This is a genomic window from Xanthomonas vesicatoria ATCC 35937 (assembly GCF_001908725.1).
Lineage (GTDB): Bacteria > Pseudomonadota > Gammaproteobacteria > Xanthomonadales > Xanthomonadaceae > Xanthomonas > Xanthomonas vesicatoria.
In genome coordinates, this window is the sequence record NZ_CP018725.1 from 2,371,311 (window position 1) to 2,389,056 (window position 17,746).

The 17,746-nt window shown below is 66.4% G+C and carries 11 protein-coding genes, 1 other RNA gene and 1 pseudogene; 6 read left to right on the forward strand and 7 right to left on the reverse strand.

Annotated elements, in window-relative coordinates; translation table 11 throughout:
• Window positions 1-7: 7 nt before the first annotated feature.
• On the forward strand, window positions 8-544 hold the full coding sequence (locus BJD12_RS10410) for a hypothetical protein (RefSeq protein ID WP_005995567.1): 537 nt from the start codon (window positions 8-10) through the stop codon (window positions 542-544).
• A 133-nt stretch (window positions 545-677) separates the two neighbouring features.
• Here the strand turns inward: BJD12_RS10410 and BJD12_RS24230 are convergent, their stop codons facing one another.
• Genes BJD12_RS24230 through coaBC form a run of 3 tightly spaced genes read right to left on the reverse strand, consistent with a single transcriptional unit; the run spans window position 678 to window position 4,765 of the window.
• Window positions 678-3,023, reverse strand: a complete 2,346-nt coding sequence (locus BJD12_RS24230) for a phosphomannomutase/phosphoglucomutase (RefSeq protein ID WP_005995566.1) — start codon at window positions 3,021-3,023, stop codon at window positions 678-680.
• A gap of 15 nt (window positions 3,024-3,038) precedes the next feature.
• Complete coding sequence (gene dut / locus BJD12_RS10420; protein ID WP_005995565.1) at window positions 3,039-3,506, reverse strand: dUTP diphosphatase; 468 nt, start codon at window positions 3,504-3,506, stop codon at window positions 3,039-3,041.
• Window positions 3,503-4,765 carry a bifunctional phosphopantothenoylcysteine decarboxylase/phosphopantothenate--cysteine ligase CoaBC gene (coaBC, locus tag BJD12_RS10425; RefSeq protein ID WP_005995564.1) on the reverse strand — a complete coding sequence of 421 codons (1,263 nt, stop codon included), beginning with the start codon at window positions 4,763-4,765 and terminating at the stop codon, window positions 3,503-3,505. Before coaBC ends, dut begins: the two co-directional genes overlap by 4 nt.
• 96 nt (window positions 4,766-4,861) lie before the next feature.
• Between coaBC and radC the strand changes: the two genes are divergently transcribed.
• From radC to BJD12_RS10450, 5 genes are all read left to right on the forward strand, one after another.
• Window positions 4,862-5,539, forward strand: a complete 678-nt coding sequence (radC, locus tag BJD12_RS10430; RefSeq protein ID WP_039426615.1) for a RadC family protein — start codon at window positions 4,862-4,864, stop codon at window positions 5,537-5,539.
• 86 nt (window positions 5,540-5,625) lie between these two features.
• A complete protein-coding gene (argS, locus tag BJD12_RS10435; RefSeq protein ID WP_042828385.1) occupies window positions 5,626-7,314 on the forward strand; it encodes an arginine--tRNA ligase in 1,689 nt (562 codons plus the stop codon).
• Window positions 7,315-7,457: 143 nt separating this feature from the next.
• The gene (locus BJD12_RS10440) at window positions 7,458-8,318 is read left to right on the forward strand and encodes an SPOR domain-containing protein (RefSeq protein ID WP_042828383.1); all 861 of its coding nucleotides are present in this window, start codon (window positions 7,458-7,460) and stop codon (window positions 8,316-8,318) included.
• 5 nt (window positions 8,319-8,323) lie between these two features.
• A complete protein-coding gene (locus BJD12_RS10445) occupies window positions 8,324-8,857 on the forward strand; it encodes a hypothetical protein (RefSeq protein ID WP_042828382.1) in 534 nt (177 codons plus the stop codon).
• 169 nt (window positions 8,858-9,026) lie between these two features.
• Window positions 9,027-9,782, forward strand: coding sequence for an SDR family NAD(P)-dependent oxidoreductase (locus BJD12_RS10450; RefSeq protein ID WP_005995556.1), 756 nt, complete (start codon window positions 9,027-9,029; stop codon window positions 9,780-9,782).
• Between the two features lie 200 nt (window positions 9,783-9,982).
• Here the strand turns inward: BJD12_RS10450 and BJD12_RS10455 are convergent, their stop codons facing one another.
• The 4 genes and pseudogenes from BJD12_RS10455 to BJD12_RS10470 form a co-directional block, all read right to left on the reverse strand.
• A complete protein-coding gene (locus BJD12_RS10455) occupies window positions 9,983-11,110 on the reverse strand; it encodes an acyltransferase family protein (protein WP_042828381.1) in 1,128 nt (375 codons plus the stop codon).
• Between the two features lie 417 nt (window positions 11,111-11,527).
• Window positions 11,528-11,602: non-coding RNA, sX9 sRNA (locus tag BJD12_RS10460), on the reverse strand.
• A gap of 140 nt (window positions 11,603-11,742) precedes the next feature.
• Window positions 11,743-13,074, reverse strand: coding sequence for a glycosyltransferase (locus BJD12_RS10465; RefSeq protein ID WP_039424665.1), 1,332 nt, complete (start codon window positions 13,072-13,074; stop codon window positions 11,743-11,745).
• Window positions 13,067-16,990 (reverse strand): annotated as a pseudogene (locus tag BJD12_RS10470) (amino acid adenylation domain-containing protein). The gene BJD12_RS10465 and the pseudogene BJD12_RS10470 overlap by 8 nt, the downstream one beginning before the upstream one ends.
• Window positions 16,991-17,746: the final 756 nt, after the last annotated feature.

The following is a 17,746-nucleotide window of genomic DNA, read 5'->3' on the forward strand; positions in this document are numbered from 1 at the left end:
TGTGGTCATGTCCAGCGCCCTGCTCCACCGCCCGCTTGCCGTATCTACGCCTGCCACACTGCATTGGCACCTGAGGCTGCACACGCATCAGCACGTGCCATTGTTCGCGGACTGGCGTTGCGCGCGTGCAGCGGCCGCTATCTTGGCGATGCCACGCACTTGGTTAGGTGCGCAGGTGCTGTGCTGGGTATTGCTGCCAGAGATGTGGTGCGCCTTGCTGCAGGCGCCGGATAAAGCCACCGTGCTGCAGACGGCAACTGCTGCGCGGCAGGCCGCCAGCGAGGCGATCAATCGGGCGCGTGGGCGCGGCGGCATCGTCTGGCAGCCGGACGTGGAGGCGAGCGCGGTGGCATCGCACATCGATTACCGGCAGTTCGCCCGCAGCCTGATCGCCTTGCCGTTACGTGCCGGCCTGGCGGAACGGATCGGCGCCTACCCGTACTGGGACGCGGTGTGGTTGTCGCAAGACATCCACGTTGCGGCACGGGAACCTGCGCCGCAGGATGCAACGCGCCTGGCACGCATGGGCGGCAAGCGAGAGTGACCTTACCTGCTCGCTCGATACCGCACAGCAGCCGCAGGTTGCAGACTGGCGCCTGCACCGCGTATCCGGCAACACCGCTGGCTATGAGCGCGGCCCACGTGGTGGTCACCGCGCTCCCCCTTGCGTGTGCGGCTCAGAACGTCAGTGGGTGGTCGGGCAGCAGCGTCTGCAACTGGCTGCGGAACAGCGTACGGATACGCTCCAGCGCGGCCTCGCTGTCGGCTTCAAACCGCAGCACCAGGATCGGCGTGGTATTGGATGCACGCACCAGACCCCAGCGGTCGACAAAATCCGCGCGCAGGCCGTCGATCGTCGACAAGCGCGCCGACTCGAACGGCGACTCGTCCCCGGCCTGTGCGCGCTCGACAAAGCGCGCCACCAGCGCATGCGCATCGCCCTCCACCGGCACCTTGATTTCCGGCGTGGAGACGCTTTCCGGCAAGGCATCGAGCACTTCGGACGGGGTTTCCTCGCGCTGGGCCAGGATTTCCAGCAAGCGCGCGGCGGCATAGATGCCGTCGTCGAAGCCGTACCAGCGTTCCTTGAAGAAGAAATGCCCGCTCATCTCGCCGGCCAGTTCGGCATCGGTTTCGCGCATCTTGGACTTGATCAGCGAATGCCCGGTCTTCCACATCAGCGGGCTGCCGCCGTTGCGCAGCACGTAGTCCGACAGCTTGCCGGTGCACTTCACGTCGTAGATCACCAGGGCGCCGGGATTGCGCTGCAGCACGTCGGCGGCAAACAGCATCAGCAAGCGGTCGGGGAACACCACCGCGCCTTCCTTGGTGACCACGCCCAGGCGGTCGGCATCGCCGTCGAAGGCCACGCCGATATCCGCATCGAAGCGCTGCACCATCTTCACCAGATCGGCGAGGTTGTGCGGCTCGCTGGGGTCGGGGTGATGGTTGGGGAAGGTGCCGTCGATATCGCAATACAGCGGCACGACCTTGGCACCAATGGCCTCCAGCAGGCGCGGCGCAATATCGCCGGCCGCACCGTTGCCGGCATCCACCACCACCTTGATCGGGCGGTCCAGCTGCACGTCGTCGGCGATGCGCTGGATATAGGCGTCACTGATGTCGCGCTGGTCCAGCTCGCCCGGCGTGGCTGCGGTATGCAGGCGGCCTTCGTTGATGCGTTGATGCAGCTCGGTGATGGCAGTGCCGGACAGCGTCTCACCGCCGATCACGATCTTGAAACCGTTGTAGTCGGGCGGATTGTGGCTGCCGGTGACCGCCACGCAGCTGCCGGCGCGCAGTTCATAGGCCCCGAAATACACCACCGGCGTCGGCGCCAGGCCGATGTCGGTGACATTGCAGCCGGCACGCCGCAGGCCTTCGATCAGGCCATTGGTCAGCTCCGGCCCGGACAGACGCCCGTCGCGGCCCACCACCACATCACGCAGCTCCTGCGCCTGCATCACACTGCCGATGGCCTGGCCGATCAACGCGGCAACGCCGGGAGTGAGGTCTTTGCCGACCACGCCGCGGATGTCGTAAGCGCGGAACATCTCGGTAGCGATCTGCACCGCCGGTACCAGCGGCGGCGGCGCAGGCGCTGCCGCCTCGTCCAGCGCGCGCACTTCGCTGGCAAGGCTGGCGTCGTGCTGCAAGCTTTGGCTGAAGGTCGGCTCGTCGGTCGCTGGCTCGCCGGCAACGCGGCGGCGCGGCAGCGCCACCCGGCCACGGCTGGCCAGCACCAGCAACACCGCGATGAGGGCGAGCAACGCGGCCACGATGGCGCACCCAAGCGCGCCCAGACCCAACGGCCCGCTGTCGTTCTGCGGGACCGCAGCGGCGACGCGCAGGCCGCTGGTGCCGAGCGGTTTCGCCAGGGTTTCGGCGGCATCGGCCAGCCCGGCATCGCCCTGCTGGGCGACGTTGTAGCTGCCCTGGCGCAATGCCAGATAGGCGCTGCCGGGCACCGCGATCGCATCCAGCGGGCCTGTCAGGCGCAGCAGCGGCAGTCGTGCATACGCCACCGCAGGCTGTGCACCCAGGCGCACCGCGGCGGCCACGCCCAGACGCACCTGTTTGGCATCGCGCACCACGCGCACTTGCGCACGTTCGGCCACCAAGGCCGACTCGAGCAGGCTCAGCCGCGCGTAGCCGAAATCCTTGGGGTTGGCATAGGCGGCGGCCAGATCACCGGGCAGCACCTGCACGTCCTCGGCGCCCTTGAAGCGCTCGCGGATTGCCGAAGCGGCCGCCAGTGCGTCGCCAGCGGCCAACGCGCCGACCACCGGTGGCTGTTTGAGCACGGCGTCGAGCTGGGTGGCCTGCGCAGCCATCGCCTTGCCGACGTCCTGCACGGCGCGGTCGCGTGCCTGTTCGAGGTCCTGGGAGATCGCATCCTCACGCCATTGCGCGTAGCTGTTCCAGCCGAACCAGGCGGCCAGCAGCAACAACACGCCCCCCAACACCGGACCACTCGTACGCACGCTCGACATCCCCTGCCTGCGCTCGTTCGCCTTGCTCATCGTCAAGCTCCCCCGTCAGCGCACGCCGGTGTGGCCGAATCCACCCGCTCCCCGTGCGCTGTCCACGAAAGTATCCACCACTTGCAAGCCTACGCGCACGATCGGAAGGATCACCAGTTGGGCAATCCGGTCGCCCGGCTCGATGGTGAAGGCCGCTCGACCGCGATTCCAGGTACTGATCAGCAGCGGACCCTGGTAATCGGCGTCGATCAGACCGGTGCCATTACCAAGCACGATGCCGTGGCGGTGGCCCAATCCCGAGCGCGGCAAAATCACGGCGCATACCTGTGGATCTGCCAGGTGGATGGCGATGCCGCTAGGGATCAACGCCGCATCGCCGGGTTCCAGCGTCATCGGCGCTTCCAGTGCGGCGCGCAGGTCCATGCCGGCGCTGGCCTCGGTGGCGTAGGCCGGTAGCGGCCATACGTCGCCGAAGCGCGGGTCGAGCAACTTCACCTGCAAGGAGTGGGTCGTGTCACTCATGCCTGCAATCTCTCCGCGATCAGGGCCAGCAGTTGGTCGGCCAGCTGCGTCTTGCTGCTGCTGGGGAACACACGCTCGCCGCCCTGCCAGTAGGCGGTGGCGGCGTTGTTGTCGCTTTCGAACCCGCCGCCTTCGATCCCCACCTGGTTGGCGATGATCAGGTCCAGCCGCTTGGCCGCCAGCTTGCCACGCGCGTAGTGCTCCACGTCGTGCGTTTCGGCCGCAAAACCGACCACCAGCTTGAGCGCGCCGGTCTGCGCGGCGACCTCGGACAGGATGTCCGGGGTGCGCACCAGTTCCAGGGTGAGCGTTTCACCGGTCTTTTTGATCTTCTGCGACACCACCCGCTTGGGGGTGTAGTCGGCGACAGCGGCCGCGCCGATATAGATATCGGCCGGGAACGCGCCCAGCACCGCATCGCGCATCTGTGCCGCCGAGCGCACGTCGATGCGCTGTACGCCGACCGGCGTAGTCTGGTGCACCGGCCCGCTGACCAGTACCACCTCGGCGCCCTGGCGCGCGGCGGCGGCGGCCAGCGCGTAGCCCATCTTGCCGCTGCTACGGTTGCCGACGTAGCGCACCGGGTCCAGGTCCTCGAAGGTAGGCCCGGCGCTGATGACGATGCGCAGGCCATCCAGCTCTGCGCTGCTGGGCACAAAGGCCGGCGTAGCAGTGGGCGGGGGCGCGTCGACAGCGGCGGCGGTGCCGGCCAGTGCGGCAATGATCGCCGCCGGCTCGGCCAGGCGGCCGGGTCCGGACTCGCCTTCGGCCAGCGGGCCGTCGTCGGGGCCGATCACTGCCACGCCGCGCGCGCGCAGGGTGGCGATATTGGCCTGGGTGGCCGGGTGCAGCCACATGCGGTGGTTCATGGCCGGGGCCACGGTCAGCGGCGCGGTGGTGGCCAGGCACAGTGTGGTGACCAGGTCGTCGGCCAACCCGTGTGCCAGGCGCGCCAGCAGATCGGCGGTGGCCGGCGCCACGATCACCCGGTCGGCCCAGCGGGCCAGTTCGATATGCCCCATCGCCTGCTCGGCGGCGCTGTCCCACAGCGTGGTACGGGTCGGTTGCCCGGACAGTGCCTGAAAGCTCAGCGGGGTGACGAATTGTTGCGCGCCGCCGGTCATGGCGACCTGCACCTGTGCGCCGGCGTCGCGCAGGCGACGGACCAGTTCGAGCGATTTGTAAGCGGCAATGCCTCCGCCGACGCACAGCAGCAAACGCTGTCCGTCCAGGGGGCGGGCCTGAGTGGAGCCGATCACGTCGGGGTCGTCCTACGGTTACAAGGACAACTAGATTAGCCGATGCCCCCGCTTGCCCTGATGTGCGTGGGCGATAAGCACCGGCAATCTCGCCATATGCACATCCACGATTGGCCCACCAACGAACGCCCGCGCGAGAAACTTCTGGCACGCGGAGCCGCCGCCCTCTCCGATGCGGAGCTGTTGGCGATCTTTGTCGGCTCCGGGCTGCGCGGCCAGGATGCGGTGCAGACCGCGCGCGATCTGCTGCATCGCCACGGCCCGCTGCGCCTGTTGCTGGATCGCCCGGCCAAGGCCCTGGCGCATTTGCCCGGGCTGGGCCCCGCCTCGGCGTGCAAGCTCAGCGCAGCAATGGAACTGGCGCATCGCCACCTGATGAGCGAACTGGAACGCGGCGAGGCGTTGAGCGACCCGCCCAGCGTGGGCCGCTACTTCTCGCAGCGGCTGCGCGCGCGGGCCTATGAAGTGTTCGCGGTGCTGTTCCTGGATAACCGCCACCGCGCGATCGCCTTCGAGGAGCTGTTCACCGGCACCATCGACGGTGCCGACATCCATCCGCGCGAAGTGGTGCGGCGGGCGCTCCTGCACAACGCCGCTGCAGTGATCGTCGGGCACAACCACCCGTCCGGCAACCCGGAGCCGTCCGAAGCCGACCGCGCGGTCACCCGGCGTTTGCTGCAGGGCCTGGACCTGGTGGACATCCGCCTTCTGGACCATTTCGTGATCGGCGATGGACGTCCAGTGTCGTTAGCCGAGCGCGGCTGGCTGGAATGAGTCCGCCGCGCCGACCTGAACCATCGGCCGGACCGTGTGCCGCGCGGTCGGGTAAAATCGCTGGTTTGGTTCCAAGCAGATCCCACGTGAAAGCCCTACTCCGCGCATTGATCGGCCAAGGCATCGAAGCCTTGCGCGCCAACGGCACCCTGCCCGCCGACACCCTGCCGCCGGATTTTGTGGTCGAGCGACCCAAGACACGCGAACACGGCGACTTCGCCACCAATGCCGCGATGCTGCTGGCCAAGGCTGCGCGCAGCAACCCGCGTGCGCTGGCGCAGGCGCTGGTCGCGGCCTTGCCGGCCAGCGACGACGTGGCCAAGGTGGAGATCGCCGGGCCCGGCTTCATCAATTTCCATCTGGCGCCCACCGCGTATCAGCGCGAGGTTGCCCATGTGATCAAGCAGGGCAACGACTACGGTCGCGGCCTGGCTGGTAACGGCCGCTCGGTCGGCGTGGAATATGTCTCGGCCAACCCCACCGGCCCGCTGCATGTGGGCCACGGCCGCGCTGCGGCGATCGGCGACAGCCTGGCCCGCGTGCTCGAAGCCAATGGCTGGAACGTCAAGCGCGAGTTCTACTACAACGATGCCGGCGTGCAGATCGAGAACCTGGCGCTGTCGGTGCAGGCGCGCGCGCAGGGGCTCACTCCCGACAGCGCTGGCTGGCCGGAAAATGGCTACCGCGGCGACTACATCGCCGATGTAGCCAACGCCTACTTGGCCGGCGACACCGTCGATCTGGAAGGCCACCTGGTCTCCGGCAGCAAGGACCCGGCCGATCTCGAATCGATCCGTCGCTTTGCGGTGGCCTATCTGCGCAACGAGCAGAACCACGACCTGGCCGCGTTTCGCGTCGACTTCGATATCTATTTCCTGGAAAGCTCGCTGTACAAGGACGGCAAGGTCGAAGAGGCGGTGCAGAAGCTGATCGCGTCCGGCCATACCTATGAAGAAGGCGGCGCGTTGTGGCTGAAGTCCACCGACTTCGGCGACGACAAGGACCGTGTCATGCGCAAGTCCGATGGCACCTACACCTACTTCGTGCCGGACGTGGCCTATCACCTGACCAAGTGGCAACGCGGCTACGAACGCGCGATCACCGAGCTGGGGGCCGACCACCACGGCTCGCTGACCCGCGTGCGCGCCGGCCTCCAGGCGATGGAGCTAGGCATCCCGCAAGGATGGCCGGAATACGTGCTGCACCAGATGGTCACGGTGATGCGTGACGGTGAAGAAGTAAAACTCGGCAAGCGCGCCGGCGGTTACATCACCCTGCGCGACCTCATCGAAGAAACCAGCGCCGATGCGGTGCGCTGGTTCCTGATCGCGCGCAAGCCCGATTCGCAGCTCACCTTCGACATCGACCTGGCGCGCGCGCAGAGCAACGATAACCCGGTGTTCTACGTGCAATATGCGCACGCACGGGTGTGCAGCGTGCTGCGTCAGGCGCAGGAAAAGGGCTTCAAGTACGAGCAGGCCAATGGTCTTGCACAGCTGGCCCGGCTGGACGACGAGCATTCGCTCAACGTGATGCTGGAGCTATCGCGCTACCCGGAAGTGGTGGACATCGCCGGCCAGGCGCTGGAGCCGTACCAGATCGCACAGTACCTGCGTGAATTGGCGCATGCCTTCCACACGTGGTATCACAACACCAAGCTGCTGGTGGACGATGCGGCAGAGCGCGACGCAAAACTCACCCTCGCCGTCGCGACCCAGCAGGTGCTTGCCAACGGCCTGGAATTGCTCGGCGTCAGCGCCCCAGAAAAAATGTAAGTCACTTAGGAGCTGCCAGGCAGGCGTGGGCTACGCCTGTTTGCGCACTCAGCAGCGGTCGCCGTCGCGCGGCAGCGGCGGCGGCGATTGCCGCACCAAGCCGGGCGCACCGCCCGCAACGACACGATTCGGAGAAGTGGTAGATGGCAGCACGACGCGGTAAGAGCCAGGCACGACGCAACACCAGCCATGGCACGCCCGGTTGGGTGTGGTTGGTAGCGGGCGCCGCGATTGCGGCAGTGATCTTCCTGGCTGCACCCAACCTGTTCAAGAAGGACGGCGACGGCTTCCTGCGGGTGGGGCCGCGAGCCAATCCGGACGCGCAGCCCGAACCGGTGGCCGATGCCGACACCGATACGCCGGCCGAGTTGCCCAAGCCCGGGGCACAACCGCCCAAGCCGCAGCCCAAGCCGGGCGATGCCCAGACCCAATACGACTTCTACACCGTGCTGCCCGGCAAGGAAGTGCAGATGTCCGACGCCGAGCTGGCTGCCAGTGCACGTGCCGAAGAAGCCGCGCGTGCGCGCGCTGCATTGGAAGGCAAGCCCATCGCGCCGGCGCCGGGAGCAGCGGCCAGTGTCGCTGCGGCCACGCCAGCGGCCAGCGTGCCGATGCCGTTGAAGGAAACCGCCACCAGCGCGCCCAAGCCGTTGCCGGAAGCCACTCAGACACGTCCGGCAGCCACGCCAGCACCGGCCACCACAGCGGCCCTCACCACGCCGGCCGCTGCGCCTCCGGCGACGGCGACGGCAGCACCGGCCGCCACCGATAACACCCGTTACATCCTGCAGGCCGGCTCGTTCGGCGCCTCTGGCGACGCCGAGTCGACCAAGGCCAAGCTAGCGATGATGGGGCTTGCCGCGCGCGTGGAATCGGCCGACATCAGCGGCAAGAAGGTTTATCGCGTGCGCATGGGGCCGTACGGTACCGCAAGCGAGCTGGCCGAAGCCAAGCAGAAGCTCACCGGCAGCGGCTTGCCGGCCATCGCGATCAAGGCGCAGTAAGCGCCGTGATGCGTCGCCTCGCCATTGCGCTGCTAGGGCTGCTTGCGCTGGCCGGCACGGCGCAGGCCACCGAGCAGATTCCCGACCAGATCCAGATCGATGGCCGGCAGGCAACGTTGCTGGCCGAGCCGCTGTCCGGGCCGCTGGATGACCCCGCCACCTGGAAGCGCTTCGTGGCGCAGGCAGGCAGTGCGCTGGGCGGCTGCAGCGCCAACTGGCGCGGCTATCAGGCGTTCTGGCGCGTGGATGCCCAGCAACTGGTGCTCGATCGCGTGGTGCTGGGCGCCTGCGCCAAGGCGCCGCCGGAGCTGCCGCTGTCAGTGCTGTTCCCCGACCAGCGCGCGCCGGTCGCGGCGGTGTGGGTGGATGGCGAGGTGATTGCCGCTCTGCCGGCTGCAGACAACGCACCGTCCGATGTGCCCGCCAGCTATGTGCTGCTGCGGTTGCGTCGAGGACATGTATTGGCTCGCGAACCGCTCACTGCGGACATGCTGCGCGCACGTCAGGACGCAGCTGCACGCCCGGTTCCTGGTCCCTGAGAGTGGCTGATACGACCACTGCGCTCACCGCCAGGCGGGCGGGGCCTTTGCTCGGTGTGGCATGCATCACTCGTACGCTTTAATTCCGGACGCGCCAGCCACCCCCCTCTGACCACTGCTTTTTACGTTTTCTAGCTGTACTAAGCCTCCCCCTTCCCCTGGAGTTCCCATGTCCAAGACCGTCCTGATCACTGGTGCCACCTCCGGATTCGGCAGCGCAGCGGTACGCCGCTTTGCCGCCGCCGGCTGGAAGGTCATCGCCACCGGTCGACGTGCCGAGCGCCTGGATGCACTGGCGGCCGAACTGCCCGCCGGCCAGGTGCACACCGCCGCGTTCGACATGCGCGATGCGCAGGCCTTGTCGGCGGCCATCGACACGCTGCCAGCCGCATTTGCCGACATCGATGTGCTGGTCAACAACGCCGGTCTGGCACTGGGCACCGCGCCCGCGCAGCAGGCCGACCTTGCGCAGTGGCAGCAGATGATCGACACCAATGTCACCGCGCTGGTCACCCTCACCCACCGTCTGCTGCCGGCGCTGATCGCGCGTCGTGGCGCCATCATCAACATCGCCTCGGTCGCGGCGACCTACCCGTACACCGGCGGCAACGTTTACGGCGGCACCAAGGCGTTTGTGCAGCAGTTTTCGTTGGGCTTGCGCGCGGACCTGCACGGTACCGGCGTGCGCGTGACCTCGATCGAACCGGGCATGGCCGAAACCGAGTTCACCCTGGTGCGCACCGGCGGCAACCAAGCCGCATCGGACACGCTGTACCGCGGCGCCACCCCGATGACGGCCGAGGACATCGCCGAACAGATCTTCTATGTCGCTAGCCTGCCGGCGCACTTGAACATCAACCGTCTTGAGATCATGCCGGTGACGCAGTCGTTCGCCGGGTTTCAGGTGGCGCGCGACGCGCAGTGAGGAAACGACGCCGCATCTGCGGCGACCCGCAGTGAAGATGCGCTGCCCACATCCACGGTGTGGCAGCGGGGTTCCGACCCGCCTCGTGGGTGGTGAGCGCCCCCTCTATCGCCCCTTGCTGATCCACTGCAGACACGCACAGCGATTCTCGAAAGCCGCGCACTGCGCGGCTTTTCTTTTCAGCGATTCCGCAAGCTGCGCTACGCCGACTCGGCTATGCCGCCCGATTGCGCACGGCTACGCAGCAACACACCGCGCAGCCGCAGGAAAGGACGCTCCACGCTGTAGTGCAGCAATGCGCCCGCCAGCAGCGCAACCACGCCATACACCGCAAATGCCAGCACGCCACGGCCGTCCAATGCCGCGCCGAACCAGGTCTGGGTCACATGGAACATTGCCTTGTGGGTCAGATACAGGCTGTAGGAGATCGCCGCCAGCCATGCCGCGCCCGGCACCCGCAGCCGGCCGAACAGCGTGTGGGTGGCAGTGCCTGCCAGCACCAGCAATGCCAGCCCGAGCGAGAGCACCGGCCAACCCAACGCATTGCCGATCAACCCGGTGCGCTCGCGAAACAGCCACATTGCCAGCGCCATGACCGCAACGCCGGCAAGCAACCAGGTGCCGCCGCGCTGCTGCAGCCGTTGCCAGAGCTGCGGACGGAACACCTTGAGCACCGCCAGCACCACGCCGGCCAGCAGGCCGTCGAGACGGTTCCAGGTGGGGAAATAGAGATCTTCGACAAACCAGTTGCGCTGCTGCCCGCCGCCCACCTGATCCAGCGCCGTGTTGTGCAGCCACACGCTGGTGCGCAATGCGATGCCGGCCAGCACCACCGCCACGCACAACGCAATGAAGCGCCCGGCCGACGGCCGCCGTAACAACAGCATGGCCAGCAAGGGAAAGACCAGATAGAAATGCTCTTCCACGCACAGCGACCAGGCATGCGAAAACGCGGCCTGCTGGCCGTAATCGACCAACAGATTCAAGGTGAAGGTGGCGAACATCCACCACGGCGCCAGGCCGGGCGCTTCGCGCACGCCCGGCCACGCGATGTACACCAGCAACACCACTGCAAACGCCGGCAGGATGCGCAACGCGCGCCGCAGATAAAAATCCTTGAAGTCCAGGCGCTGCCCGCGCGCCAACGGCGTCAGCACCTGGCTGCCGATCAAAAACCCGCTGAGCACGAAGAACAGGTCCACCCCCATCCAGCCATAGCGCGACAGCCATGCCCAGTCCGGCCCCAGGCCACCGACCACGAATGCGTGGAACAGCATCACCCAGACGATCGCGATACCACGCAGCAGGTCCAGGGCGGGATAGCGCATATCAGCGATCGGCAATGAGGAAGCCCGATTGTGCCGCATGACCTCCGCCCGTGCGTAAGTCGCTGTCTGCGTAACCAGCGGTGCAGTACGGTAGACGAGACCGAAAGTGACCCGCAGTCGGGGCGGCCTCGCACCCTGGGCAAGCATCGGCATGCAAGACGCCACCCGCCAAGGCGACAGACAGGCATTCAGCGGCAGACGATCACTGCGACGGACGTGCCTTGAAATACCACCATGGCAGCGCGCAATGGGTGCGGTTGGCAGCATTGCGACATGCCACTGCACTTGCGCCGCATGGCGAGGAGTGCATCGTCGATCAGCAGCGATGTGGTCGGCGGCGGCGACCGACACGCATCGACAGCCCAACGCTTAACCCTTGCCGCTACCGCCCCACCGCATGACACCGCCGACGTGAACGGCTAACACTACCGGGCGAGCAATCGTCAGACGATGCGCACGGCGCGCTCAAACCAACGTGTACGAGTCGCACATGGCGCAACCAACAACGGCCGTGTCCACCTGACGGTGGGCGCAGGCGTCTTGTTAGACGCCCCTGTCCTGCTAGCCCATGCTGGCACGCATCTGTCGGCCAGCACGACGCGCGGCCTGAGAGTGACACGGCACGATCATCCTCAAGCCACCGCGGCCTGCTCGATCCGTGTCACCCGCGCGACTGGATGCAACAGGCCCCAGGCTTCCAACTGATCGACCGCGTTGCGCACGCCGTCTTCGTCGCGAATGCGCTGGCCCAGCGCGCGTGCCGCCGCGCGCATGGTGGGTGTACTTGCCTGGCGCAGCGCCTCGGCCAGCGTCTCCGGCTGCAGGCCGACACGTGCAAGCGCAGGTGGCGCCACCCCCCGTTGGGCCAGGCAATGCGCCCAGAACGGTTGGTCGTAGCCGAACGGCAGCACTACCGACGGAATCCCTGCCGCAAGCGCCGCACCGGTGGTACCGGCGCCGCCGTGATGCACGGCCGCAGTCACCCGTGGAAACAACCAATCGTGCGGCGCCTGTTCCAGATGGAAGAAGCGCCCGGCGTCCTCTGCGCCTGCGGTGTCGGCGGTTGCCAAACCGCCCCAGCCACTGGCAAGCAATGCGCGTTGCCCGGTCAGGCGCACGGCGGCCTTGACCGTGGCGGTGAGCTGCACCGCATCGCTGCTGGTCATGCTGCCGAAGCCGAGATACAGCGGGGGCGGCCCGGCCTGCAGAAACGCCTGCAGTGCAGCCGGCGGTTGCCACTGCGGCTGCGGCAGTTGCCAGAATCCGCAGATCTGCGCGCTTTGCGGCCAGTCCGGCGGGCGTGGGCACAGCTGCGCGCTGTAGCCATAGATCACACGCAACGCAGCACGGTCCGGGCCGCGCCATGGATACGCCGGCAACCCCAGCGCCGGCCGCACGATGTCATTGAGCGCAGGGCGCATCAGCTGCCAGCCGGCAAACCGCACCACGTGGTGCAGGGCCACATTCACCTGCCCGGGCAGACGTACGTTGGGCATCACCATCAACGGCAGATGGCGCGAGGCAGTGAGCGGCTGCAGTTGTGCAAAGCACACCGGCAACCCGTAGGCCTGACCCAGGCTGTGCGCCAGGAAACTTGCACTGCCCACCCCGAGGATCAAACCGGCATCGGCGCAGGCCGCCCTGCCCTGCTCTGCCCAATCGCGCGCCCAGCTCAGCAACTGCGCACGCAAGGTGCCCCAGATGCCACGCCAGCCGCCGCGCATTTCTGCGACGTCCGGATTGCCCTGCAGCAGCTTCTGGTGGTCGCCGCTGAGCGGAAAAAACTCCAGCCCGTTGGCGCGGATCAGCACTTCAAAGTTGGGGCTGGTCAGTACCCGCACCGTGTAACCGCGCTGCTGCAGACCACGCCCAAGCGCGATGATCGGGCGCACATCGCCATGCGTCCCTAAGGTGGCGATGACGATCGGGCGGTTTGCTGTGGCCGATGCAAGAAACTCAGGCATATTCGGCCACCCCGTCGTTGGCGCTGGCAATGCTGGCGTCGCGCAGCGCTACCTGTGCACTGGCTTGATGCAGCAGCGCACACAGCGTTGCCGAGTGGGCGGCCGACAACATCGAATGATGGTCGCTGTCCAGGGTGTGCAGATGCAGCGTGCGCACATACGGACGCCATGCCTGCGGCCGGTAGTCCACCCATTGCGCCTCGTCGCCACCGGAACTCATGCGCACACTGGCTTCGACGAACAGCACATCCTGATTCAATGCACGCGGCCGGTGACGTCGCGCCAAGTGCAGGTGATGCTGGGTCACTGCGCCCAGGTCGTCCAGCAGCGTGGGGCGGTGCTCCAGCAACTGCCGCACTGCCGGCAAGGTGGTCAGCCCGTAGTGATCGCACAACAAGCTGGCCAGCTGCGCCACCGTGGTCGGCATCGGTTGGTCGTGCGCCAGCGTCAGCCCCAGCGCATGCACCGATGCACGCACGTTTTCCGCTTCGGGCAGCGCGGCGGCCTGTTCGAGATGCGGGTAGCTGTCGAGCATCGCCAGCAATTCCACCTGTTCGCCCAGGTCATGCAGTTCCGCGGCCATGGCGTGCGCGATCAGACCGCCCAACGACCAGCCCATCAAGCGATACGGACCATGCGGCTGCACGCTGCGCAGACGCGCCAGATAATCGCGGGCGATCGCCTCGATGCTTTCCGGGCGATGCTGCGGGTCGCTCAATGCCGGCGACTGCAACGCATACAGCGGCCACTGCGGATCGAGCTGGCCCAGCAAGGTGAGATACGACCAGCCCAGGCCAATGACCGGATGGATGCAGAACAACGGCGTGGCGCCGGCGCTGCCTGCACGCATCGGCAGCAGCACGCCGAGCGGGTCGTTCGGTGCCTGCGCGCTGCGTTTGATCACCTCCGACAAGCCGGTAATCGTCGGCGCATGGAACAGCGTGCCCAGCGGTAGCTCGACGCCGAACAGTTGCGGGAAGCGCGCCGCCATTTCTGCCGCGCGCAGCGAGTCGCCACCGAGTTCAAAGAAATTATCGTCCACCCCCACCACCTCGATACCCAGCACCTCCTGCAGGAGGGTTGCCAATTGATGTTCGAGCGCGTCGCGCGGCGCCACATGCGCGCGCTTGGCCAATGCGCCCGGTGCAGGCAAGGCGCGGCGATCCAGCTTGCCATTGGCCGTCAGCGGCAACGCCGGCAAGGGCATCCACAGGCTTGGAATCATCGCGGCCGGCAAGCGCTGTTGCAGATGGGCGCGTAGCAACTCGCCCTACGGCGTGTTGCCATGCTTGCCTACCACGTAGGCGAGGAGTTGCACGGCGCCGTCGCCATCGCGGTGCGCAACCACTGCCACCTGCGCCACCTGCGCATGCAGCAGCAATGCATTTTCGATTTCCTCCGGCTCCACGCGGTGACCGCGGATCTTCAATTGCGCATCGGCGCGGCCGATGAATTCCAGCAAGCCGTCGCGACGCTGACGCACGCGGTCGCCGGTGCGGTACATGGTGCTGCCGTCGTCGGCAAACGGATCGCGCACGAAACGCTCGCTGGTGAGCTGGCGCTTGCCGCGATAGCCCTTGGCCACGCCGGCACCGCCGATATACAGCTCGCCGATCGCACCGGTCGGCAGCGGTTGCCGCTGCGCATCCAGCACATAGACGCGTGTGTTGAGCAGCGGCCTGCCGATCGGCGGTGCGGCCGCATCGGTCAACTGCAGCGGCATGATGGTCGACCAGATGGTGGTTTCGGTTGGCCCGTACAACTGGGTCAGGCGCCCGACGCGGCTCAACAATTGCGTCGCCAACTCGGGCACCAGGGCCTCGCCACCGACCAGCGCGTGGATGCGATCCAGCGCCAGATCCCGATTGGCCAGCAGGATGCGCCACAGCGACGGCGTGGCCTGCACCAGGCTGATCTGCTCGTGGACGATCAAGCGCGACAGACTGCGCGGGTCGTGGCTGATGCCCGCCGGTGCGATGACCACGCACGCGCCCACCAGCAACGGCAGATACAGCTCTAGCCCGGCGATATCGAAGGTGATGGTGGTGACTGCCAGGACGCGGTCGCGCGGACGCAACGCCAGCTCGTGTTCCATCGCATGCAGGAAATTAAACAGGTTGCGATGGCTGATCTCCACGCCTTTGGGCGCGCCGGTGGAGCCGGAGGTGTACAGCACATAGGCCGTCCCGTCCGGGGTCGCCAGTGGAGCGATGGCCGCTGGCAGGTGCGCCGGTCGTGGGTCCAGCCAGACCATGCCACCAAGCAGATAGCGGTCGCACAACGCCGGCTCGCAGACCAGCGCAATGGCGCCGGAATCGTTGAGCATCTGCCGGTTGCGCGCCGCGGGGCTTTCCGGGTCCAGCGGCAGATAGGCCGCGCCGCTCCACATGATGGCCAGCAAGGCCACCAATAGGTGCTCGCTGCGCGGCAAGGCGACTGCGACCACATCGCCGGGGCGTACCCCGTCGGCTACCCATTGCGCTGCGATCCGCGAGGCGAGCTCGCATAGCGTGGCGTAATCCAGGGTGCGGTTGTCGTAGTGCACGACAACGGCCGCAGGCATCGTCTCGGCACGCTGCAACATGCCGTGCAACAACGTGGCCGGTTCCGGCAGCGCTGCCGCAGTGTGATTCCAGGTGTGCAGCAACTGGCGGCGCTCTGCATCTCCCAGCACGTCTACTTCGCCCAGCGCGCATTCCGGGTTTGCCAGCACCGCATCGGCAAGATGAGTCAGGCGGCGGCAGTGTTCGGCCAGCTCGTCGCTGTCGTACAACGCCGGATTGGCGTCCAGATCGAAGCGCAGGGCCGCGCCATTGCCACGCTCGTAACAGAAGATGGTCAGATCGTCGGCCGGGCCGTTGCACAGGTTATGCGGTGTCGCATACGCCTCGCCAAAGCGCAGCGCGTAATCGAAGGCTTCGATATTGACGGCCAGGCGGGCGAACTTCTGGTCGATGCCGAACATGCCGATGTCGCGACGTACGTCCTCGAAGCGGTATTGCTGATGCCGCAAGGCATGCCTGACCACCGAGGCGACCTGCGCGAACAACGCGTGGATCGGCTGCTGCGGGTCCATCTTCAGGCGCAGCGAAATCACGTTGGCCACCAGCCCGGCGGTCTGCCGGTAGCGCGCATTGATGCGGCCGGTCACCGGCATCGCCAGCACCAGATCTTCGGCACCGGTGCAGCGGTAGTAATAGGCGGCGATCAGCGAGATCAGCATCTGCGGCAGGCTAGCGCCGTAGTCCTTGCCCATCGCGCGCAGACGCACCACCTGCTGCGGCGAAAACTGCCCGGTGCCGCGCAACAACCCGGTGGAGAGATGGTTGCCCGGGCGCGCCAGGGTTGCCGGTGGCGGCAGATCGGCCAGCTGCTGCATCCAGTATTCGCGATCGCGCTGGAAGCGGTCGGAGGCGCGGTACTGCTGCTCCATCTCCACCAGCGACAACGCACTGCCATAGTGCGCAGGTTCCGGCTCCACGTCTGCGGCGTAGGCGTTATAAAGCACCGACATGCGCTGCATCATGATCGATGCGCAATAGCCGTCCATCACCAGATGGCTGACGCATTGCACCCACATATGATGGTCTTCGCCGAGCCGGAACACCGCACAATGCCATAACGGCCCATTGCGCAGGTCCTCCGGCTTGCGGACTTCCTCGGCCACCCAGTGCTCGGCGGCATTGCGCGGCGAAGGATCTTCGCTGACGTTGAAATAGGGGACCGGCGCGGTGTACTCGGGCAGGACGACCTGGTGCGGCACGCCCTCGTGCTCGTGAATGCACAGGCGCAGCGTGTCAAACTCGCGCGCCAGCTGCAGCGTGGCGCGGATCAGCAGCGCAGGATCCAGTGGGCCGAACATCTCCAACGCTTCGGACAACATCAAAGTGTTGTCGGTATGCAACTTGCTGGCCACCCACAGGCCGCGTTGCGCTCGGGTCAAGGGAACCAGGGGGGCGGCATCGGCGTGCATTGCAAGCATCCTTTTGTATGGCGCGCGGTCGCCCGGAGCGACTTGACCGCATTGCGGTCAAAGTGACGCCGGATCAGCACTTGGTAATGAAACGCAAGATAGAAAACACCATCGACTGCCGGCAGAAGCCGGCAATACGCAGTGGAAACGCACAATGGACACGCACTACGACGCGACAGGCACCATCGAAACCCCGATGTGCAGATGTCTGATTGGAGCAACTTGTATCCCGACAAGTTAAACAAACACTAACAATTCGTCCGAGCGCAGAACCGTGCAAAAATCACGAAATGCGCGTGACATGCAAAATTTTTTAGCTGAAGCGTGATTTCAACTAGTGTTCTGGGTGCATAGCCACAGGCAGATGCGATGCGACACCGATGCGCATTGCAAGAAAACACCGCAAATACAGCACCCAATGCGCAACCGCGCCGCGCCCGGTAGCGAACAGACGCGACGTTGATTGCGGTACGTGCAGCGAGCGCCACGCATAAGACCAGTGCGCGCGCCAGCGTTGATACGCCTGCGCTTTGTGCGAATCACTGCTTAAAACAGCGGGTTTTTTGCGGCGCCCGCTATCTGCAACGACAGTGCATGAGATACAGATTTTCCCGAGCGCAATGATGCATGGGATAGCGTTCGCACCGTTTCAACGATTGCGACGCATAAGACCAGTGCGCACGCCAGCGTTGATGCGCC

Bases quoted from the DNA above. Each gene is read 5' to 3' on its own strand.
- BJD12_RS10465 (WP_039424665.1), bottom strand. From the start codon at position 13,074: ATGCCTGAGTTTCTTGCATCGGCCACAGCAAACCGCCCGATCGTCATC.
- BJD12_RS24230 (WP_005995566.1), bottom strand. From the start codon at position 3,023: ATGAGCAAGGCGAACGAGCGCAGGCAGGGGATGTCGAGCGTGCGTACG.
- dut (WP_005995565.1), bottom strand. From the start codon at position 3,506: ATGAGTGACACGACCCACTCCTTGCAGGTGAAGTTGCTCGACCCGCGC.
- BJD12_RS10440 (WP_042828383.1), top strand. From the start codon at position 7,458: ATGGCAGCACGACGCGGTAAGAGCCAGGCACGACGCAACACCAGCCAT.
- BJD12_RS10450 (WP_005995556.1), top strand. From the start codon at position 9,027: ATGTCCAAGACCGTCCTGATCACTGGTGCCACCTCCGGATTCGGCAGC.
- BJD12_RS10455 (WP_042828381.1), bottom strand. From the start codon at position 11,110: ATGCGCTATCCCGCCCTGGACCTGCTGCGTGGTATCGCGATCGTCTGG.
- radC (WP_039426615.1), top strand. From the start codon at position 4,862: ATGCACATCCACGATTGGCCCACCAACGAACGCCCGCGCGAGAAACTT.
- BJD12_RS10410 (WP_005995567.1), top strand. From the start codon at position 8: ATGTCCAGCGCCCTGCTCCACCGCCCGCTTGCCGTATCTACGCCTGCC.